Source organism: Marinobacter sp. UBA5687 (genome assembly GCF_002420325.1).
Classification (GTDB): Bacteria; Pseudomonadota; Gammaproteobacteria; order Pseudomonadales; family Oleiphilaceae; genus Marinobacter; species Marinobacter nauticus.
On sequence record NZ_DIHV01000124.1, the window covers coordinates 16,023 to 35,710 of the forward strand.

Genomic DNA, 19,688 nt, shown 5'->3' on the forward strand with positions numbered 1-19,688 from the left:
ATTTCCCCGCAGATTCCGGTTTAGCTGGTGTCAGCCGGCTCAGTTAGCGCCGGCCGGATTCTTCAGGAACTTCATGAAGTCACTGTCGGAATCAATCACCATGATGTCATCCTTGCTGGAGAAGGTGTTCTGGTACGCCTGCAGGCTGCGGTAGAAGCTGTAGAACTCTTCGTTGGCACCATAAGCCTCGGCGTAAATGGTGGCGGCTTCACCATCACCTTCACCACGGGTGGTCTCGGCTTCGGCAAAGGCGTTCGCCAGAATCACCGTTTGCTGACGATCGGCATCAGCACGGATACCCTCGGCCAACTCCTGACCGCGGGAACGGAATTCCTGGGCCAGCTTCTGGCGTTCAGTCGCCATCCGACGGTAGACGTTCTCGCTCACCTGACCCGGCAACTCGATCGCCTTGACACGAATATCAAGCACCTCGATACCGAACTCCTTGACGGACGTCTCGTTCACACGATCACGCAGAGTGTGCATCAGCTCATCACGCTGACCGGACACCACTTCGTGCATGGTGCGTACACCGAACTCATCACGAAGACCGTTGTCCACGCGGGACAGGATCAGCGTCTGGGCACGGAATTCGTCACCGCCGGTGGAACGATAGAACTGGTCCACATCACGGATTTTCCAGGCCACATAGGAATCCACATCCAGCGGCTTCTTCTCAACCGTCAGGTACTGACGGGATGGCAGATCCATGGTCAGCACCCGGATATCGAATTCCCGGATCTGATCGATGACCGGCACCTTGAAATGCAGGCCAGCCTGGATATTGGTCTCTACCAGCTCCCCGAAGCGAAGTTTCACGCCCCGATGGGTCTCCGGGATGATGTACACACTGGACAGCACGAGCAGGACAACAATGAGGGCGCCTGCAAGGCCCACTACACCTTTAGGTCCCATAACTTATCTGCTCCTCCGGGTATTGGTATCCTGGCGGGTGCGCAGCTCCTGCAGCACCTGGTCGGTCAGGGTCTGGATATCCACCTGCTGGCCACTGCTACCGGACATCCGGCTGCCAGATGACGACAGGGAACCCTGTGTCAGACGATCCAGGGGCAGATACATCATGTTGCCGCTGCTCTCGGTATCGACAAAGATTTTGCTGCTGTTACCCAGCACCTGCTCCAGAGCCTGGATGTACATGCGCTCACGGGTAACCACCGGGGCCTGCTCGTACACGGCCAGCAACTGATTGAAGCGTGCAGTTTCACCGCGCGCCCGCTCGATCACTTCCTGCTTGTACGCGTTGGCTTCCTCGATCATGCGCTGTGCCTGACCTCGGGCCTCGGGAACAATCTTGTTACGGTAGGTTTCGGCCTCTTCCTTCAGGCGCTGCTCATCCTCGCGAGCACGCTGAACCTCGCGGAACGCATCCTGCACCGGAGCCGGCGGCTGAGTGCTTTCAACGTTGACCCGGACAATTTCAAGGCCGGTGCCATACTCTCTCAGGAAGCTCTGCAGGCGCTGCTCAACCCGCACCGCAAGTTCCGCACGACCTTCGGTCAGCACGTCATCCAGGGACGAGCTACCGACTTCATGGCGCAGGGCGCTGTCGGTGGCAAATGCAAGGGCCTGGTTGGAGTCACGGACATTGAGCACATACGCCTGGGCATCACCCACGCGATACTGGACCTGAAGATCGACGGTCACCAGGTTTTCATCCTGGGTCAGCATCTGGCCGGAAGACTCGGCAGTACGGATGCTGGTAACGCGAACCTTGTTGACGGTATCAATCAAGGGCACCTTGAACCGCAGGCCCGGGTTTTCGGTACGGTTATACTCACCGAAGCGCAGCACCACCGCCCGCTCCTGTTCGTCCACGGTATAGAACGACTGATAGATGACATAACCCACCACCAGAATGGCCGCAATGGCCAGAATGGCACCAAATCCACCTGCGCTGCCGCCGGAGCTGCTGCCACCGCCAGAGTTGCCGCCTTTGCCGCCAAGCATGCGATTCAGCTTGTCGAGCCCTTTCTTCAGCGCTTCATCGAGGTCTGGTGGCCCCTGATCATTGCCGCGACGACCACCACCGGTTCCCCAGGGATCGTTGTCGTTACGGTTTCCACCCGGTTCATTCCAGGCCATAGTTCTCTCCGTTCGTGTTTAATCGAATGGCTGCAAATACTAGGGATTTATCAAGGCCCCGGCAATAGCAGGGGCCATTCAGACCGGCCGGCTTTCCAACCGGATCACGTCCTCACGTACACCGGCACGGCTCAAAAGCTGCAGCCAGTCCCGGTTCTGCAGCCGGACTTCCAGCACCTGATCGCCGTTGTCGCAATGCTCTTCACTCAGTACCGAACCCGCTTCGTGCAGAAGCGCTCTAAGCTTGCCATCGGCAGGGCCAAGACGCACAAAGTGGTGCACCACATCCTCTGCAAGACGCTCAACAATCGCGTCGAACAGCAGCGGCAGCCCCTCTCCCGTTACGGCTGAAACCCAGGCTCGCACCGGCAAACCTTCTTCGTTGCGATCAATCCGGGGCTCGAAACCATCAAGCAGATCGATCTTGTTGAACACCTGCAGCATCGGAATCTCATCGGCTCCGATTTCTGCCAGAACGTTTTCCACCTGTTCGATGTTTTCATCCCGACGGCTGTCGTGACAGTCGATCACGTGCAACAGCAACGTGGCCTGGGTGGTTTCTTCCAGCGTCGCCCGGAATGCCTCCACCAGCTTGTGCGGCAAATGGCGGATGAAGCCCACTGTGTCGGCCATTACGACCGGCCCGATGTCGGGAAGTTCCAGCCGGCGCAGGGTCGGATCCAGGGTCGCAAACAACTGGTCTGCTGCATATACGCTGGACGTGGTAATTCGGTTGAACAGCGTGGACTTGCCGGCGTTGGTATAACCCACCAGTGACAACGTAGGTATGTCGGCACGCTTGCGGGCGCGACGGCCCTGATCCCGTTGCTTGCGGACCTTTTCCAGACGCCGGTGAATGGATTTGATGCGTTCGCGCAACAGCCGGCGGTCGGTTTCGAGCTGGGTTTCACCCGGCCCCCGCAAACCGATACCACCCTTCTGGCGTTCGAGGTGAGTCCAGCCCCGTACCAGCCGGGTAGACATATGCTCCAGCTGCGCCAGTTCCACCTGCAGCTTGCCCTCGTGGGTGCGGGCCCGCTGCGCAAAGATATCCAGGATCACGCCGGTGCGATCAAGCACCCGGCACTTGAGCTCGCGCTCAATATTACGTTCCTGGCTCGGGCTCAGGGCATGATTGAACAGCACCACATCCGCTTCGGAGGCGGCCACCGCATCCCGGATTTCCTCAAGCTTGCCCTCTCCCACAAAAAAACGCGGGCTGGGCTGCTTCCGGGTGCCAGTTACAGTAGCAACCGGCTCTACGCCGGCGGATGTCACCAGTTCCCGGAACTCTTCCGGATCTTCGGTATCGTCGTGGGCGGTAAAATCAATGTGAACGAGAACCGCCCGTTCTCCGACATCTGGACGCTCAAACAAGTTTCATCAACTCCATAAACACAAACACCCGCGACCATTCAAGCACATAGGCTGTCCTGGAGCGCGGGTGTGAAAGCGGGAAAAGCAGGCGTTATCAGTCTTCAGACTCACCTTCACCTGCCGGGTTCTGCTGCGGTAGCCGGACGTTACGAGCAGGAACCACAGTGGAAATAGCGTGCTTGTAAACCATCTGGCTCACCGTGTTCTTGAGAAGAATCACGAACTGGTCAAAAGACTCAATCTGGCCCTGAAGCTTGATACCATTGACCAGAAAGATGGAAACCGGAATGCGTTCCTTGCGCAAGGCATTGAGGTAAGGGTCTTGTAAAGAGTGCCCTTTTGACATGTGTTTTCTCCTGTTTATAAGTAAATGCAGATCGTCATTATTCAACGTTAAATGTGGTGTGAAGCCCGGATTTTTTCAAGGTATCCAGCACCACTTGCGGGTCGGCGGAGTCCAGCCAGTGCACATCTCGCCATTTTCGCAACCAGGTAAGCTGCCGTTTCGCCAACTGACGGGTGGCGGCAACGCCCTTGGCAACAAAGCTGTCGTAATCCTCGTTGCCTGACAGGTAATCCCAGGCCTGTCGATAACCCACGCAACGCATCGAGGGAAGATCGGGGCTGAGATCACCTCGCGCCATCAAGGCACGGACTTCATCAAGGAAGCCTGCTTCCAGCATTGCCAGAAACCGTTTCTGTATCCGCGAATGCAGCACAGAGCGCTCGGCAGGCGCCAGGGCAAACTGAAAAACAGTATACGGCAGGCCAGCGCTTTCGTCTGCCTGCCAGCTGGTAAAATACGTGTAATCCTCAATACCAGACTGCCGCTGTTGCCCGGAAGTTCCCGATTCTGACTTCCAGAACGAGGAGATCGGCTTATTTGTGAGCCGAATCACTTCAATGGCCCGCATCAGGCGCTGACGATTATTGGGATGAATCAGGCGAGCGGCCTCCGGATCTTTGTCTGCCAATTCCTGATGCAGCGTGTCCCAGCCATCGCATTCGGCTTCCCGCTCGATCTCTGCCCGCAGCTCCGGACTTGCCGACGGCAGATTAGACATGCCATGCAGTAATGCCTTGAAGTACATCATGGTGCCGCCCACCAGCAACGGGATCCGGCCACGGCCAGATATCTCGCTCATGGCCGCCAACCCATCGCGGCGAAAATCCGCCGCGGAATAGGTCTCCGCCGGATCACAGATATCGATCAATCGATGTGGTGCCAGGGCGAGCTCTTCAGGTGAAGGTTTAGCGGTGCCAATATCCATGCCACGATAAACCATCGCGGAATCCACACTGATGATCTCACAGGGCAACTCACGGCAGAGCTCAATGGCAAGATCGGTCTTGCCAGACGCAGTCGGCCCCATCAGAAAGATCGTTGGCGGCAATGAACCCTGCTGGGAGCGGTTATCGGGAATCACCGCTTAGCGCCCCCGTAAAAACAGCTTGTCCAGTTCAGACAGGGTGACCAGGGTCCAGGTGGGCCGGCCATGGTTGCACTGTCCGCTGCGCTCCGTTGCTTCCATATCGCGAAGCAACGAATTCATTTCTGGAATCGTGAGCTGCCGGTTTGCCCGCACCGCCCCATGGCAGGCCATGGTGCCGAGCAATTCATGGGTGACCGCTTCAACGCGATCACTCTGGCCGTGCTCAATCAGATCTGCCAGCACATCGCGCACCAGCTGCTCAGTGTCTGCCCCTCGGAGCAATGCCGGGATCTGCCGCACTGCCAACGTCTCTGGCCCGATACGCTCAATCTGCAGACCAAGGTGCTGCAGCTCTTCACCATGGCTCTCCGCAAGCGCCGCCTCTTTCTGGCTCACTGCCAGTGACAGGGGCACCAGCAAAGGCTGGCTCTTAAGATCCTGTTCGACCAGGGCCCGCTTCATGCGCTCATAAGTAATACGCTCATGGGCGGCATGCATATCCACCACGATCAGGCCGGCACGGCTCTGGGCCAGAATGTAGATTCCGTGCAGCTGGGCAATCGCATAACCCAGTGGCGGCTCTTCCGCATCATCCCTGGGCGGCGTAACCGAAGCTGACGCCGCTGGCATTTCTGCCCGGGCAACGGGTGTTGAAACACCGCCACCCTCATTCAACGACTGGTAAAACGCCATCTGATCACTGGCCCGCCACTCCTGCTGGGGTGACTGCCCGGGCGACGACGGATAAGCCTCAGTGCGTGACTGTGTGGGCCAGGGTCCCGATGTACCCGGGGCACTGAAACCGCCAGCCGAATGCTCGGGTTCAACAACCGCAGACTCACGACCAAAGGATTGGGCCGCCGCCCCACGGAGATGATCGTCCGGGCGTACATCCGCCAGGGCTCGATGCAGAGTCCGGAAAATAAAATCGTGAACCAGCCGGCCGTCGCGGAACCGAACCTCATGCTTGGTTGGGTGAACGTTGACATCCACCGTAGCCGGATCTACCTCCAGGTACAGCACAAATGCAGGGTGACGGTTGTTGTACAGAACGTCCCGGTAGGCCTGGCGAACTGCATGGGCGACCAGTTTGTCCCGGATCACCCGGCCATTCACAAAAAAGTACTGCAGATCTGCCTGACTGCGGGAAAAGGTCGGCAGCGCCACCCAACCCCAAAGGCGCAACCCGGTGGCCTCGGCATCAATAACCACCGCATTGTCGATAAACTGCTGGCCACACAGCGAACCAATCCGACGTTCCTTGTCCAGATCCGTCTCAGCAGGGCGCAGGCTTTGCACCACTCTCTGGTTATGACGCAGGGTAAAACCGGTATCGAACCGACTCAGAGCCTGACGGCGAACACACTCTTCAACGTGGTTGAATTCGGTTTTTTCCGTGCGCAGGAATTTGCGGCGGGCAGGAGTATTGAAGAACAGATCCCTCACTTCAACCGTGGTACCCACGGGATGGGCCGCCGGTGAGATGCGAGCATCCATGTCGCGGCCTTCCACCTCAACACGGGCCGCCGCTTCCTGCAACTCGGTACGGGAGGTGAGGGTCAGGCGTGACACGGAGCTGATACTGGCCAATGCCTCACCCCGGAATCCCAGAGAGGCCACGGCCTCAAGATCATCCAGGGTCAGGATTTTGCTGGTGGCATGCCGGCTCAGGGCCAGAGGCAGGTCCGCCTCTTCAATACCGGAGCCGTCGTCACGCACCCGGATAAGTTTTGCCCCACCCTGCTCGATCTCCACATCGACGCGCGAGGCCCCGGCATCCAGGGCATTTTCAACCAGCTCTTTAACAACAGAAGCAGGACGTTCTACCACCTCCCCGGCAGCAATCTGGTTGGCAAGCCGGGGGGACAGTAACTGGATGTGGGGCATATCCGGGGACTACCTCTTGATCAGGATGAGGGGATGCGAATGGTTTGCCCTACCATAACACGATCATCGTTCATCCCGTTAAAGCGCATCAGCTCGCTGACGGTGGTCTGATTCTCCCGGGCAACGCCCGAGAGAGTATCACCTCGCTGTATCCGGTACTGGCTGACGTCGGTGCCACCCCGGTTTTGCTGTTTTTCCCAGGCCAGCAACGTGCCGGGAGGTGGTGTGCGACGAAAATACTGCTCGATGCCATCGAAAATGGCGTTGGCCAGCTTGTTGCGGTACCACTCGGATGCAAGATTCTTCTCTTCGGTCGGATTCGAGATGAAACCGGCCTCCACCAGAATCGAGGGGATGTCCGGCGACTTCAAAACCACAAATGCCGCCTGCTCCACCCCCTGTTTGTGAAGCTTGGCCACTCGGCCCAACCGGCCCAGCACGGAGTCTCCAACTCCCAGGCTGGCGTTGATACTTGCGGTCATGGAGAGATCCAGCAATACCCCGGCCAGCATGTCATCGCGACCATCCAGAGAGACACCGCCGGCACCACCGATCAAATCTGAACGGTTCTCGCTCTGGGCGAGCCATCGAGCCGTTTCACTGGTGGCACCGCGCTGAGACAGCGCGAAGACAGATGCTCCCCGTGGCTGCGGCGTTCTGAAGGCATCGGCGTGCACCGACACGAACAGATCCGCGTTGTACTTGCGCGCCAGCAAGGTGCGGTTCCGCAGGCCCACGTAATAATCGCCTGTCCGAGTAAGCTTGGCCGTGAATCCTTTCTGCTGGTTGATCAGGTCGGCCAGACGCTTTGCCATTCTCAGTACGACATCCTTTTCCCGGGTCCCCCGGGGCCCGATTGCGCCCGGATCTTCGCCGCCATGACCGGCGTCGATAACCACGATAATGTCACGCTTACCGGCAGAATCCTGGGTCACCGTCGGGCTCGTCGCCCGATCGAGACGGCTGCCCTGTTCATCAATAAGATCGACCACCAGACGATGGCCATACTGCTGATTCGGCTCCAGCACAAAGCTGCGAGGCTTGATATCACTTTTCAGGTCCAGTACCACCCGCAAATCGTTACCATTCCTTGGCGCGCTGCGAATACGCTGAATGGGGCTGCCGGAGAGGTCGACCTTGCTGAAATCCGTGCTCAGGGCAGCATCCTTCAGATCAATAACCAGCCGGGACGGTCCACTCAGAGAGAATACGTTGTGCTCAACCAGACCGGCAGTGTCCAGCACCAGGCGAGTATGATCCGGTGCCGGCCACAAACGCACCCCTTCAACCCGGGTGCCGGCCAAAACGGTACTGGCTGAAAGCAACAGCGCCACAATCACCAAGATTTTCATGAATCCGGCCCTATCAGTTCTATTTCGTTAAGCAAGGAGGCCCCAAGCTCAGAACGGGCGCGCAATACCACCGAGCGCCCCTGACCTTCCCGCTCCAGATGGATCTCCAGATCCGGATCAGGCAATACACCCTGGCCACGCTCCGGCCATTCAATAATTCGGATGCTCTGGCTGGCAAAATAATCCCGGATCCCCATGTACTCCAGTTCTTCAGGGTCACCCAGCCGGTACAGATCAAAATGATACACCGGTGGTTGCAGATGCTCGTAGGGTTCAACCAGTGTGTAAGTGGGGCTCTTAACGGCTCCCTTGTGACCAAGCCCCCTCATCACACCGCGGCTCAGGGTCGTCTTGCCCATCCCCAACTCGCCGTCTAGAAAGACGGTGAGACCTTCACGGGCATGGCTGGCCAGCCGGGCCAGCTCACCACCCAGCTTTTCAGTTTCCGTCTCATTTTCCAGAAACAACCGGCGTTCATTACCAAAAATACTCATCAATTCCCCCGGTCATTAAAACATTCAGGCCGCTCCGACCTTACCAGCACCTGTGGCATGGCCTCGATCACATCGGCCGGGAGCAGCCCCATATAGCCCTTATTCTGCCCCGCCTTGTCAGCGGCCGCCAGATGCAATGCTGCCGACGCCATCACGGCCTGACTTGCGGACGGGATTTGCCCGAGCAACGCCCCCAGGATGCCGGACAGGACATCGCCCATGCCGCCGGTCGCCATTCCGGGATTACCACCCGGGATTATGCCGGGCACTCCGTTACCAGTGGCGACAACCGTACCAGCACCTTTGAGCAGTACAATGCCCTGCCACTGCTTCTGTATGCGTGTTGCGGCTCCCACACGGTCGGCCTCGACTTCCTGAACACTACAGCCCAGCAACCTGGCTGCCTCTCCCGGATGGGGCGTCAACACATGGTTGTCTGCCGTCGCCGGTGCGCGGCCAGCCATGATGTTGAGGGCATCTGCGTCCAACACTCTTGGCTTGCCGCTGGCAACAACCTGTTGCAGCATTTGCTGCCCCCAGGCGGACTGGCCAATACCCGGCCCACAAACCACCACATCGGCTTTCTCCAGTAGACCAGGCAACTCAGACCCGTGGGTTACCCCCCTGACCATCAACGACGGGCAACGAGCCAGTGCAGCGGTGACGTATTCCGGCCGGGTAGCCAATGACACCAAGCCGGCTCCGGCCCTGGAGGCCGCCTCTGCGGCCATGATGCCCGCGCCGCCAAAACCGTGATCGCCTGCCACCACCAGGACGTGGCCAAACAGCCCCTTGTGGGCGTTGGCGGGACGCTCAGGCAACCAGGCCTTGCATCGCGCCCAGGGATAAAGCTCGGCCAGGGGCATTTCGCCGCTCTGCTGACCGGCATGCATGGCCCCCAGTGCTTCAAACATTACCTGGCCACAGACACCCGCACCTGCGCCGGTGAAAAGGCCAGTCTTGGCACCGATGAAGGTAACCGTCACATCGGCATGAACCACATCCCCTTCCGCAGCACCGGTTGTCGCATTGAGACCGGACGGCAAATCCACTGCCAGTACTGGTTTTCCAGATTGGTTCAGTTGGCGGATAATACTGGCAAAGGGCTCCCTGGGCGCGCCGGCTACGCCGGTACCGAGCATCGCATCCACCACCACCGCAGCACTATCTATCCGTGCTTGCAAATCGGCATCGGACAGGGCGCTCCCTTCCAGTATCTCGACACCATCGTTCCGGGCTTTCTGGTACGCAGACCGGGCGTCGCCCTGGAGCTTTTCAACAGGTGCCACGGCGACACACGCCGCATCAATGCCATGACGCTGAGCGTTGGCGGCCACCAGGTAGCCATCGCCACCGTTATTGCCAGCCCCGCACAACACAAGCACAGGCTGCGCTCCGGGCCAGAATGCCACCAGATGACGAAACGCCGATCTTGCTGCCGTTTGCATCAATTCGAAGCCATCCACCCCCTGCTGTTCAATCAGATAGCGATCCATCGCCCGCACCGAGTCGGCGGAATAGAGCGCTTCTGGTAGACTGTGCTCGGAAACAGAGGGCATTTGCCGGGAACTCCCAGATACAGAAACCGGTTTAAGAAAATTGGCCAGATACCTGTAAAGCATAGCAAAACAGGAAAAAAGGTCATAACTTAATCAAATTAAATCTTCGCAGGGCCGCACCTGCCAGCAGTCCACTATGGCCGTTACTCCAGAACACCCAGCTTCAGAAACGCTCCATACAGAGCTCGCGGACCTGCCTGCACAGATCCGCCGTTGGGCACGGGAGCTGGGCTTTTCCGATGCCGGGATTACCCAGGCGGAGACGGGGCCTCACGCTGAACGCCTGCAGCGCTGGCTGGCAGCAGGTTACCACGGCCAGATGGCCTACATGGCCGACCATGGCGACAAACGTTACACACCCGACTCCCTGGTACCCGGGACCACCCGGGTCATTTCCGTCCGACTGGATTACCTGCCAGCACCTGACAACCCGAAACAAGTGCTTACTGACCGGGAACGGGCCTACGTTACTCGCTACGCCCTGGGGCGCGACTACCACAAACTGATGCGCAAACGCCTGGCCACGCTGGCAAAATGGATTGACGAGGCTGTCAGCGGCTATGACTACCGGGCATTTGTCGACAGCGCGCCGGTACTTGAGCGCGGACTGGCGCAACGGGCCGGACTGGGTTGGATTGGCAAAAACAACATGCTGATTCATCCCAAAGCCGGTTCGTTCTTTTTTCTGGGTGAAATCTTCACCAATGCCCCTCTGCCCCTGGATGCACCGTTCGACAGCCAACACTGCGGCTCTTGCGCTGCCTGCCTGGACGTATGCCCGACCGACGCCTTTGTAGGCCCTCACCTACTGGATGCCCGGCGCTGCATCAGCTATCTCACTATTGAACTGAAAGGACCGATCCCGGAGGAGCTGCGTTCACAAATGGGCAACCGGGTATTCGGCTGCGACGATTGTCAGCTGGTCTGCCCCTGGAACAAGTTCAACAAGCCCACCGACGAGGAAGACTTCAAACCGAGGCATGGTCTGGACAATTCATCCCTGGCGGAGCTGTTCCTGTGGAGCGAGCAGGAGTTTCTGAAGCGCACGGAAGGGTCAGCAATCCGACGCACCGGCTATGAAAACTGGCTCAGGAATCTGGCGGTGGGACTGGGCAACGCCCCCAGCACCATTCCGGTGGTGGAGGCACTCAAAGCCCGGGCCGACCACCCGTCGGAACTGGTCCGGGAGCATGTGGCCTGGGCCCTGAAACAGCATGGGTTATAGTTTGAAGAAATGATCCCGGTAGTGGCGCAGTTCGTTGATGGAATCACGGATATCATCCAGGGCCAGATGACTGCCCTGCTTCTTCACTCCTTCCAGCACGTCCGGTCGCCAGCGACGGGCCAGCTCCTTCACCGTTGAAACATCCAGATTGCGGTAGTGAAAGAAGGCTTCCAGTTTGGGCATGTACTTCACCAGAAACCGCCGGTCCTGACCGATACTGTTACCGCAGAGCGGGGATGTTCCGGGTTCCAGATGTTTGCCCAGAAAATCCAGGGTTTGCTGCTCGGCCTCTGCCTCACTGATGGTACTCTCTTTGACCCGTTGGGTCAGACCACTGGCACCATGGGTGCGGGTGCACCATTCATCCATCTGCTCCAGCAGGCTGTCAGGCTGGTGAATGGCAATCACCGGCCCCTCTGCCACGATATTCAGCTGGGAGTCGGTGATGATGCTGGCCATCTCGATAATGCGTTCTTGCTCGGGGTCCAGGCCGGTCATTTCCAGGTCAATCCAGATCAGGCGGTCGCCGTTACTCATCTCGCTGTTACCTATGCCGTTTTGTCGGGTGGATGAAGTTCTGTGTATTGTCCACGATTCACGTATGATGTGATACCCAAACGCCGGTTAACCGATTGAACGCAGATGGCAAAACGACGATTGAACAAACGCCAGCAATGGCGCATCGAAAAGATCCAGAAAGAACGGACGGTGAGGGCTGCGCGCAAGGAAAAAGCGGTGGAAGAACAAGCCGCCGCCGGTGAGCTTGGCCCTGAGCAGAATGGACTGGTGATTGCCCACTACGGCCAGCAACTAGATATCGAGGCGCTTGAAGGCCCGGAATCCGGGCAGGTGTTCCGCTGCTTTGTCAGGGCCAACATTGACAGCCTGGTGACCGGAGACCGGGTGGTCTGGCGACCGGGCAAAAGCAAAACCGGCGTGATTGTCGCCCGCTGTGAACGGGAAAACCTGCTGCAGCGCCCGGACAACTTTGGCGCGCTAAAACCAGTGGCCGCCAATATCGACCATATTATTCTGGTCATTGCCCCGGAGCCCGAGCCCCACGACAACCTGATCGATCGTTATCTGGTGGCGTCTGAAAGCTCTGACATTCCGGCAGTAATCCTGCTGAACAAGACAGACCTGATAAACGACGACAACCGGGATCAGATCGAAGCCCTGCTGGCCAGGTATCAGGCCCTGGGCTATGAGGTGGCGCGCACCTCAGCTGCGGAAACCGCAGGCGCCCCCGCCCCGGAAGTGGAAGCGCTGGTGCGGAATCAGACCAGCGTTTTCGTGGGCCAGTCCGGCGTTGGCAAGTCTTCCATCATTCAGACGCTGTTACCGGATGAACTGCTACGGGTGGGCGCTGTCTCTGAGAGTACCGGCAAAGGCGTGCATACTACCACCACAGCCAAGCTGTTCCACCTGCCTGGTGGAGGGGATTTGATCGATTCTCCGGGTATCCGGGAGTTCGGCCTGTGGCACATGACGCCGCAGGAAGTGGAATACGGCTTCCGGGAAATCCGGCCGATGATCGGGCTCTGTAAATTCCGCAACTGCCGGCATATGGGCGACCCAGGCTGCGCCCTGGATGCCGCCGCCGAGGCCGGAGATATCTCCCCGGAACGCCTGAAGAGCTTTCATCGAATCCTTCAGGATATGACCGATCAGCAGGCACGAGGGCTCAAACTGACCTGAGCCCCGGATCAAAGCTACCAATTGAGCTCGCCGGGAGCGGGCTCTTCTTTTGGCTGGAACCAGTCGCCATCTTCTAACTGCTCCCGGGCCTGCTGCTCCTGTTCCTCCGTTGGACGCGTGAGATCAATCAGCGGCTGATCAGAACTCCCAGCCCCGGTCTCAATACTGTCGGCGGTCTTTTTATTCAGGACAATAATGGAAATGCGTCGGTTCACTGGAGCCGTGGGATTGTCCTTGTCGAACAGCACCGAATCACTTAGCCCCACCACCCGGGCAATCTGCTCCAGCCGGACGCCACCGGCAACCAGTGCTCGCCGCGCGGTGTTGGCGCGATCTGCCGACAACTCCCAGTTGGTGTAACCCGGCCGGCCACTGAACGGTGTGGCGTCGGTATGGCCGGTAATACTGATTTTGTTATCGACCGAGCCGAGCTTCTTCGCCAGCTCAAAGAGAATGTCCTGGGAGTAGTACTTCAATTCATCCCGGCCACTGTCGAACATCGGACGTCCTGACCTGTCCACAATCTGGATTCTCAGTCCCTCATCCGTAATGTCTAGTAAAAGCTGGTCTTTGAATTCTTGAAGCGTATCGCTGTTCTCTATGCGTTCCTGAAACTCCTGGAACAACTGCCTCATTCTGCGTTGCTCCAGCGTATCTGCAAGCTCATCTACGACCTCATCTTCTATCTGGATGGTACTGGCTTCCTGATCCTGGGTAGCCTCTTCAATGACAGAAGCACTGCCCTCAAGGTCTACCGGATTCGGTGAGCCGCCGTCAGTAAAGCCCACAGGGTCCTTAAAGTAACCTTCTACCGCCAGCTTCTGCTCTGGGGTTGCCGTCGCGGTCAGCCAGAGCACGAGGAAAAACGCCATCATGGCGGTCGCAAAATCGGCAAACGCTACTTTCCAGGAGCCGCCGTGATGTCCGCCGACAACCTTCTTCTTGCGCTTGATGATGATCGGCTGCTCTTCCACAACGAACTCCGGGCGTTAACAGGGGCCGTTATTTCGAACGGACGTGATCATTCAGTTCCTGGAAGCCTGGCCGTTTTTCGGTCGGCAGCGCCTTGCGCCCGAACTCAATCGCCATCTGCGGCGCCTGGCCAGAGACGGTGGCAACGATGGCAGACTTCACGCACTCGTAGGCCTTAAGTTCGTACTTGGCCGCATGTTCCAGAGCAATCGACGTTGGGCCCACAAAGCCATAACCCATCCAGATCCCCAGAAAAGTACCCACCAGAGCCGCCGCCACACTCAGACCTATCTTTTCCGGCCCCTCCGTCAGGAAGTTCATGGTGATCACGATACCCAGTACCGCCGCCACGATGCCGAGCCCCGGCAAGGCATCGGCGATCTTGTTCACCGCGTGGGCGGGCTCCTCAAGCTCATGCTGCCGACTCTCGATTTCATTCTCCATCATGCCTTCCAGCTCATGTGGCGCCATGTTGCCGGAACTGATGATACGCAGGTAATCGGTAATGAAATCCAACAGGTGCTTGGATTTCATAATGGCCGGATAACGACTGAAAATCTGACTCGACTCCGGATCATCGATGTCCTCCTCAATGGCCATGACGCCCTGCTTGCGGGACTTGTCGAACACCTCATAGAGCAGACTTAACAAATCCATGTAATAGGATTTATTGAAAGGAGACCCGGTCAGCAACCGGATACACGCCTGAAACACCTCTTTTACCGTGTGTAACGGGTTGGCGATGATAAATGAACCAACGGCCGCTCCGCCGATAATCAGGATTTCTGTCGGCTGCCACAAAACCGCCAGATTGCCGCCGTGCAGAACGTACCCACCAAGAACGCACGCAACAACGACCACAGCTCCAATGATCAATAACATGGTGACTATGCACGCCTTTTGTCTGGTTAACGGCCGGGGCCGGTTACTACCCGAAGCTGGCTCAGCCGGGAACACCCAAAATGTGATCTGATAATAGCAAGCATCAACCGTAACAGCGAAGCTGTGAAACAATTTCTATACACTGCGCCGGGTTTGGTAGACTACCGCGCTTTATGATCGCAAGAGTCTCCCGGAATGCTTGATAAACTGTTTGTTCTTAGCCAATACGTCACACCCCAGCTGGCGGTTTCCCGCCTGGCAGGCCGTCTGGCCGACAGCGAGAGCACTCCAGCCCTGAAAAACCGTGTGATCAAATGGTTTATCGGCCGCTATGGCGTGAACATGAGCGAGGCCGCTGAGCCAGACTTTACCGCCTACCCCACGTTCAACGCGTTTTTTACCCGTGCACTCAAGCCGGGCGCTCGCACCATAGACCCCGCACCGGAAACCCTCACCAGCCCGGTGGACGGCGCCATCAGCCAGATTGGCCAGATCAGCACAGACCGTGTATTCCAGGCCAAGGGACAGTCATTCAGTCTCACTGAGCTGCTCGGCGGCGATGACGAACGGGCCGAGCCCTTCCGGGAAGGCGAGTTCGCCACTATTTACCTGTCGCCCAAGGATTACCACCGCATCCACATGCCCATGGCTGGCACCCTGAAAGAAATGGTGTACGTACCCGGCAAACTGTTTTCAGTGAACCCGGTAACCGCTGAAAACGTTCCCAACCTGTTCGCTCGAAACGAGCGGGTGGCCTGCCTGTTCGACACCGAAGCTGGCCCCATGGCCATGGTACTGGTCGGCGCGATGATTGTGGGTAGCGTGGAAACCACCTGGGGCGGCGTGGTAGCGCCTAACTCCGGCAAGGTCACGCAATGGCAGTACAGCGGCGAGGACGCCGTTCGGTTTGAAAAAGGTCAGGAAATGGGCCGCTTCCGCCTGGGCTCCACCGTGGTACTGGTGATGCCCAGGGGTGCGGTTAAATGGCAGCCGAATCAGGTGGCCGAAAAGACCGTTCAGCTGGGCGAAGCCTTCGGCAAACTACACGTCGAATAGCAAGGCTCAGGCCCGCTCAATCGGAAACGCGAGAACGTCCCGGATATCGGTACTGCCAAGCTTGAGCATCAGCAGCCGGTCCAGGCCCAGAGCCACACCCGCGCAGTCCGGCAAGCCGTTATCCAGCGCCGCCAGAAAAGCATCGTCTATTGCCATCTCCGGCTTGCCACTGGCACGCCGGAGCCGGTTATCCGCGGCAAAACGGGCTCGCTGATCGGCCGGATCCGTCAACTCCCAGTAACCGTTACACAGCTCGAGACCATTAATGTAGAGCTCAAACCGGTGCGCCACTTCATAGCCCTGATGCTCAGAAATGCGCGCCAGAGCAGCCTGAGAGGCGGGATAGCGGTTAATGAAAACCGGTTGCTCTCGGCCCAATTCCGGTTCCACCACGAAACTCATGACCAGATCCAGGCAGCCATCCCGGCCGAGGCCGGCCAGCTGTTCCGGCTCCAGCCACTGTTCACAGTAGCGTTCAAGGTCCCGGTCGGTGATGGTCATCGGGTCGATGCCCGCAATGGACTGCATCGCCTCACGGTAGCTGAGGGTTACCGGAGGCGAGCACTCCAGCCAGCCACAGACCAGATCTGCGACTTCCCGCATCAGCTGTTGATCGTCAAAGCCAACGCGGTACCACTCCAGCATGGAGAATTCCGGATTGTGACGCTTGCCTCGTTCACCGTTACGAAACACCCGGGCAACCTGGAATATTGATCCTGAACCTGCGGCCAGAAGCCGCTTCATGTGATACTCAGGGGAGGTCTGCAACCAGCCCCCCTGAACGCCGCCGGCGTCAACCGCAGCGGGAATGCCGTCGAGATTGACGTCAGTCACACCGTGGCGTCCCAGCACCGGTGTTTCTACCTCCAGCACCTGCCGCTCAGAAAAAAAGCCGCGCACGTGGGCCAGAAGCTGTGCGCGGCTTTCCAGAACGGCCCGGGTGGCAGCAGGCTGCCAGACAGGGCGATCAGTCATGATCGATGATCAGCTGCTTTTGACACGGTTGACGTATTCACCGGAGCGGGTATCAACCTTCAGCACTTCACCAATGGTGATAAACAGGGGCACGTTCACAACGGCACCGGTAGACAGGGTCGCGGGCTTGGAGCCGCCCTGCGCGGTATCACCTTTCATGCCAGGGTCGGTATCAACCACTTCCAGCTCGACAAAGTTCGGAGGGGTCACAGTCAACGGCGCGCCGTTGTACAGAGTCACGGTGTAAACGTCCTGCTCTTTCAGCCACTTGACGGTATCGCCAACTGCCTTGGCATCGGCCGCATACTGCTCGAAAGAGCCGTCAGTCAGCATGAAATGCCAGAACTCGCCATCGGTATACAGGTATTCCATATCCTGCTCGACAACGTCAGCTGCCTCCAGGGATTCGCCGGATTTGAAGGTTCGCTCCCAGACCCGGTTGGTCATGAGGTTGCGCAGCTTGACCCGGTTGAATGCCTGGCCCTTGCCCGGCTTGACGAATTCGTTCTCGAGCATGATACAAGGGTCGCCATCCAGCAAAACCTTGAGACCGCTGCGAAATTCGTTGGTAGAATATGAAGCCATGAAATGTCCACCTGACAGACTGTCGTTAAAATTTCAAAGGTCGCTATGATACAGCGAACCCCCGCCCGTATAGAAGCCCGCGATGCCAGCCATCCGTCCGAGGCCCGGATTGAACCGGACAACACACCGGACTGGCAACAGATACTGAGCCAATCGGTCACTACGCCGGAACAGCTGCTGGAACGGCTGGGGCTCGCCCCGGAGGACTGGTACAGAGGCGCCGCCTGTGGCCACAGACTGTTTCCGATCCGGGTACCCGAGCCCTACCTGGCACGGATTGAGCCAGGCAACCCGGATGACCCCTTGCTGCGGCAAGTACTTCCTGTCGCCCAGGAGGCGGAGGTTCACCCGGATTTCGTATCGGACCCGCTGGAAGAGGCGTCGGCCATCCAGACCACCGGCCTGATTCGCAAATACACCAGCCGTGCCTTGCTCATGATCACGGGACAATGCGCCATCAATTGCCGCTACTGTTTTCGTCGGCATTTTCCCTACGGCGATCACCGTCTTGGGCCGGAAGACCGACGCCAGGTCATCGACAGCCTGTCCGCCAGCCCGGAAATCAACGAAGTGATTTTCAGTGGTGGTGACCCACTGGCAGTGAACGACCGCCTGCTCTCGCAATGGGCCGAACTACTTGGTGACATCCCGCATCTTCGCCGGTTGCGCATTCATTCCCGCCTGCCCGTGGTGATACCACAGCGGGTATGCGACAGCCTGATTGACTGGCTGTCCCGAACCCGACTGCAAAAGGTCCTGGTGGTGCACGTGAATCACCCTGCAGAAATCGACCAGGCCACCCGCCAGGCATTCCGACGTCTGAGCGAGGCCGGGGTTACCCTGCTGAATCAGAGCGTAATCCTCAGAGGTGTCAACAATAGCAGCGCCACACTCTCAGCCTTGAGCGAGACGCTGTTCGAAGCGGGGGTTATGCCCTATTACCTGCACGCCTTTGATCCCGTCTCCGGTGCCCGGCACTTCTCCGTGAGTGACACCGACGCCATCCGGATAGTTAACGAAATGCTGGAAAATCTGCCCGGCTTCCTGGTTCCAAAGCTGGTTCGGGAGCTTCCCGGCCGCGCCAGCAAGACCCCGCTGGACCTGGGTTCGTGAGACCTGTCGCAAAAGCTGGCCCTTTTTCACTTGTCAAACATTGTCAACTCGTGATTTTCTCGCTTTTTGTCGTTGCTTTGCTATCTTAAAGTTCAATATCCATAAACAATAACGACCTGTATTTTCGGCGTTTTCGCTGAGTTACAACTAACGCAGTCCCGACATTGGCGTGAGAACATGGATGGTAAGATCCTGAAACCCGAGCTTAAGGTTCCTGAACAGAAAACAGCGAGCCTGTCGTTTTGCGACACCACCCCCAAGGCTTTTCGCGTGTGGGCGGATCAGTTGCCGATGGCCAATACCGGCGAGGCTTCGCGTCAGCTGTATCACGCGATCATTGAGCTGAACCATCTGTTCCTGTCGCCGCTCCAACGCCTGCAGTTTCTGGAGATCGTGCGGGACAAGATTCATTTTGTCTGCAATGAACTGTCCAGGCATTTTCTCGGGCTGGCCATCGCGCTGCCTGAAAAACAGCGGAAGATTGCCAATCTGACCCAGGCACTGCAGCTGCACCTGGCGGCCGGATACAAGCTTTGCCTGCTGGAATACATAGACAATGGCGGTGTGGACAAACACCGGCGCCAGATTGCCACGACCATTCATCGGGCAATGTCGGAGCTCGCCGCCACCATACTCCGATCCCATCAACTGTATTGTCCGAGCCCGGCCAACAGCTGGCTGGAATGCCATCGGATGTTCCGCTTTGCGCACCGGAACAAGTTGGCCAACATGGAGGTGGATGACGACACCCTCACCCACCGGCGGGCCAGTACCGTTGGCGACAGTTACAAACGCATTCTTTTGCTCGGCTGTGCGCGGCCGAACCAACTGCGTCAGGCGGAACTGACACAGGTATATGAACTGTTTGAGTCCTGGACCGAGCATTGTCAGTGCGCTCCGGATCTTGGTCCCGACAGCCTGTTTGTCATCAACATGGAAAAAGACAATCCGCCGGTCTACCGCAGCCTGCTCGAAAA

At 58.2% G+C, this 19,688-nt stretch carries 18 protein-coding genes and 1 pseudogene; 5 read left to right on the forward strand and 14 right to left on the reverse strand.

Annotated features, from left to right (window positions below; all coding sequences use genetic code 11):
• Window positions 1–39: 39 nt before the first annotated feature.
• The 9 genes from hflC to B3Y70_RS13380 all read right to left on the reverse strand — a co-directional run bounded on the left by hflC (window position 40) and on the right by B3Y70_RS13380 (window position 10,205).
• Entirely contained in the window at window positions 40–915 is an 876-nt protein-coding gene (gene hflC / locus B3Y70_RS13340; protein WP_023011131.1) for a protease modulator HflC, read from the reverse strand.
• Between the two features lie 3 nt (window positions 916–918).
• Window positions 919–2,103 carry an FtsH protease activity modulator HflK gene (gene hflK / locus B3Y70_RS13345; protein ID WP_114434173.1) on the reverse strand — a complete coding sequence of 395 codons (1,185 nt, stop codon included), beginning with the start codon at window positions 2,101–2,103 and terminating at the stop codon, window positions 919–921.
• A 78-nt stretch (window positions 2,104–2,181) separates the two neighbouring features.
• Window positions 2,182–3,480 carry a ribosome rescue GTPase HflX gene (hflX, locus tag B3Y70_RS13350; protein WP_114434172.1) on the reverse strand — a complete coding sequence of 433 codons (1,299 nt, stop codon included), beginning with the start codon at window positions 3,478–3,480 and terminating at the stop codon, window positions 2,182–2,184.
• 94 nt (window positions 3,481–3,574) lie between these two features.
• Window positions 3,575–3,826: an RNA chaperone Hfq gene (gene hfq / locus B3Y70_RS13355; protein WP_011786214.1), complete on the reverse strand. Its 252-nt coding sequence runs from the start codon at window positions 3,824–3,826 to the stop codon at window positions 3,575–3,577.
• A 37-nt stretch (window positions 3,827–3,863) separates the two neighbouring features.
• Entirely contained in the window at window positions 3,864–4,853 is a 990-nt protein-coding gene (gene miaA / locus B3Y70_RS13360) for a tRNA (adenosine(37)-N6)-dimethylallyltransferase MiaA (protein WP_213020293.1), read from the reverse strand.
• A 57-nt stretch (window positions 4,854–4,910) separates the two neighbouring features.
• Entirely contained in the window at window positions 4,911–6,800 is a 1,890-nt protein-coding gene (gene mutL / locus B3Y70_RS13365) for a DNA mismatch repair endonuclease MutL (protein ID WP_114434170.1), read from the reverse strand.
• A 20-nt stretch (window positions 6,801–6,820) separates the two neighbouring features.
• On the reverse strand, window positions 6,821–8,152 hold the full coding sequence (locus tag B3Y70_RS13370) for an N-acetylmuramoyl-L-alanine amidase (protein ID WP_273030382.1): 1,332 nt from the start codon (window positions 8,150–8,152) through the stop codon (window positions 6,821–6,823).
• Window positions 8,149–8,646: a tRNA (adenosine(37)-N6)-threonylcarbamoyltransferase complex ATPase subunit type 1 TsaE gene (gene tsaE, locus B3Y70_RS13375; RefSeq protein WP_273030383.1), complete on the reverse strand. Its 498-nt coding sequence runs from the start codon at window positions 8,644–8,646 to the stop codon at window positions 8,149–8,151. Before tsaE ends, B3Y70_RS13370 begins: the two co-directional genes overlap by 4 nt.
• Window positions 8,646–10,205 (reverse strand): NAD(P)H-hydrate dehydratase, encoded by a 1,560-nt coding sequence (locus tag B3Y70_RS13380; RefSeq protein ID WP_273030384.1) that lies wholly within the window; start codon window positions 10,203–10,205, stop codon window positions 8,646–8,648. Before B3Y70_RS13380 ends, tsaE begins: the two co-directional genes overlap by 1 nt.
• 136 nt (window positions 10,206–10,341) lie before the next feature.
• On the opposite strand from B3Y70_RS13380, the gene queG reads away from it, so the two are divergent.
• Entirely contained in the window at window positions 10,342–11,430 is a 1,089-nt protein-coding gene (gene queG / locus B3Y70_RS13385; protein ID WP_199452350.1) for a tRNA epoxyqueuosine(34) reductase QueG, read from the forward strand.
• On the opposite strand, the gene orn is transcribed toward queG, so the two are convergent.
• Window positions 11,425–11,967, reverse strand: a complete 543-nt coding sequence (gene orn, locus B3Y70_RS13390) for an oligoribonuclease (RefSeq protein ID WP_273030385.1) — start codon at window positions 11,965–11,967, stop codon at window positions 11,425–11,427. The genes queG and orn overlap by 6 nt on opposite strands.
• A 105-nt stretch (window positions 11,968–12,072) precedes the next feature.
• On the opposite strand from orn, the gene rsgA reads away from it, so the two are divergent.
• Window positions 12,073–13,128 (forward strand): small ribosomal subunit biogenesis GTPase RsgA, encoded by a 1,056-nt coding sequence (rsgA, locus tag B3Y70_RS13395; RefSeq protein ID WP_273030387.1) that lies wholly within the window; start codon window positions 12,073–12,075, stop codon window positions 13,126–13,128.
• Window positions 13,129–13,142: 14 nt separating this feature from the next.
• Here rsgA and motB read toward each other — a convergent pair whose 3' ends face one another.
• A complete protein-coding gene (gene motB, locus B3Y70_RS13400) occupies window positions 13,143–14,102 on the reverse strand; it encodes a flagellar motor protein MotB (RefSeq protein ID WP_273030389.1) in 960 nt (319 codons plus the stop codon).
• A 28-nt stretch (window positions 14,103–14,130) separates the two neighbouring features.
• The gene (gene motA, locus B3Y70_RS13405; RefSeq protein WP_273030391.1) at window positions 14,131–14,982 is read right to left on the reverse strand and encodes a flagellar motor stator protein MotA; all 852 of its coding nucleotides are present in this window, start codon (window positions 14,980–14,982) and stop codon (window positions 14,131–14,133) included.
• A 195-nt stretch (window positions 14,983–15,177) separates the two neighbouring features.
• Here motA and asd point away from each other — a divergent pair, with 195 nt between their 5' ends.
• Window positions 15,178–16,038, forward strand: a complete 861-nt coding sequence (gene asd, locus B3Y70_RS13410; protein WP_273030393.1) for an archaetidylserine decarboxylase — start codon at window positions 15,178–15,180, stop codon at window positions 16,036–16,038.
• Window positions 16,039–16,044: 6 nt separating this feature from the next.
• Here asd and epmA read toward each other — a convergent pair whose 3' ends face one another.
• Both epmA and efp read right to left on the reverse strand, forming a co-directional pair.
• Complete coding sequence (epmA, locus tag B3Y70_RS13415) at window positions 16,045–17,013, reverse strand: EF-P lysine aminoacylase EpmA (protein WP_273030395.1); 969 nt, start codon at window positions 17,011–17,013, stop codon at window positions 16,045–16,047.
• 9 nt (window positions 17,014–17,022) lie between these two features.
• Window positions 17,023–17,598 carry an elongation factor P gene (gene efp, locus B3Y70_RS13420; protein WP_011786227.1) on the reverse strand — a complete coding sequence of 192 codons (576 nt, stop codon included), beginning with the start codon at window positions 17,596–17,598 and terminating at the stop codon, window positions 17,023–17,025.
• 45 nt (window positions 17,599–17,643) lie between these two features.
• Between efp and epmB the strand changes: the two genes are divergently transcribed.
• The gene (gene epmB / locus B3Y70_RS13425; RefSeq protein WP_273030399.1) at window positions 17,644–18,711 is read left to right on the forward strand and encodes an EF-P beta-lysylation protein EpmB; all 1,068 of its coding nucleotides are present in this window, start codon (window positions 17,644–17,646) and stop codon (window positions 18,709–18,711) included.
• Window positions 18,712–18,888: 177 nt separating this feature from the next.
• Window positions 18,889–19,688: pseudogene (locus B3Y70_RS13430) on the forward strand (GTPase); the annotation flags it as partial.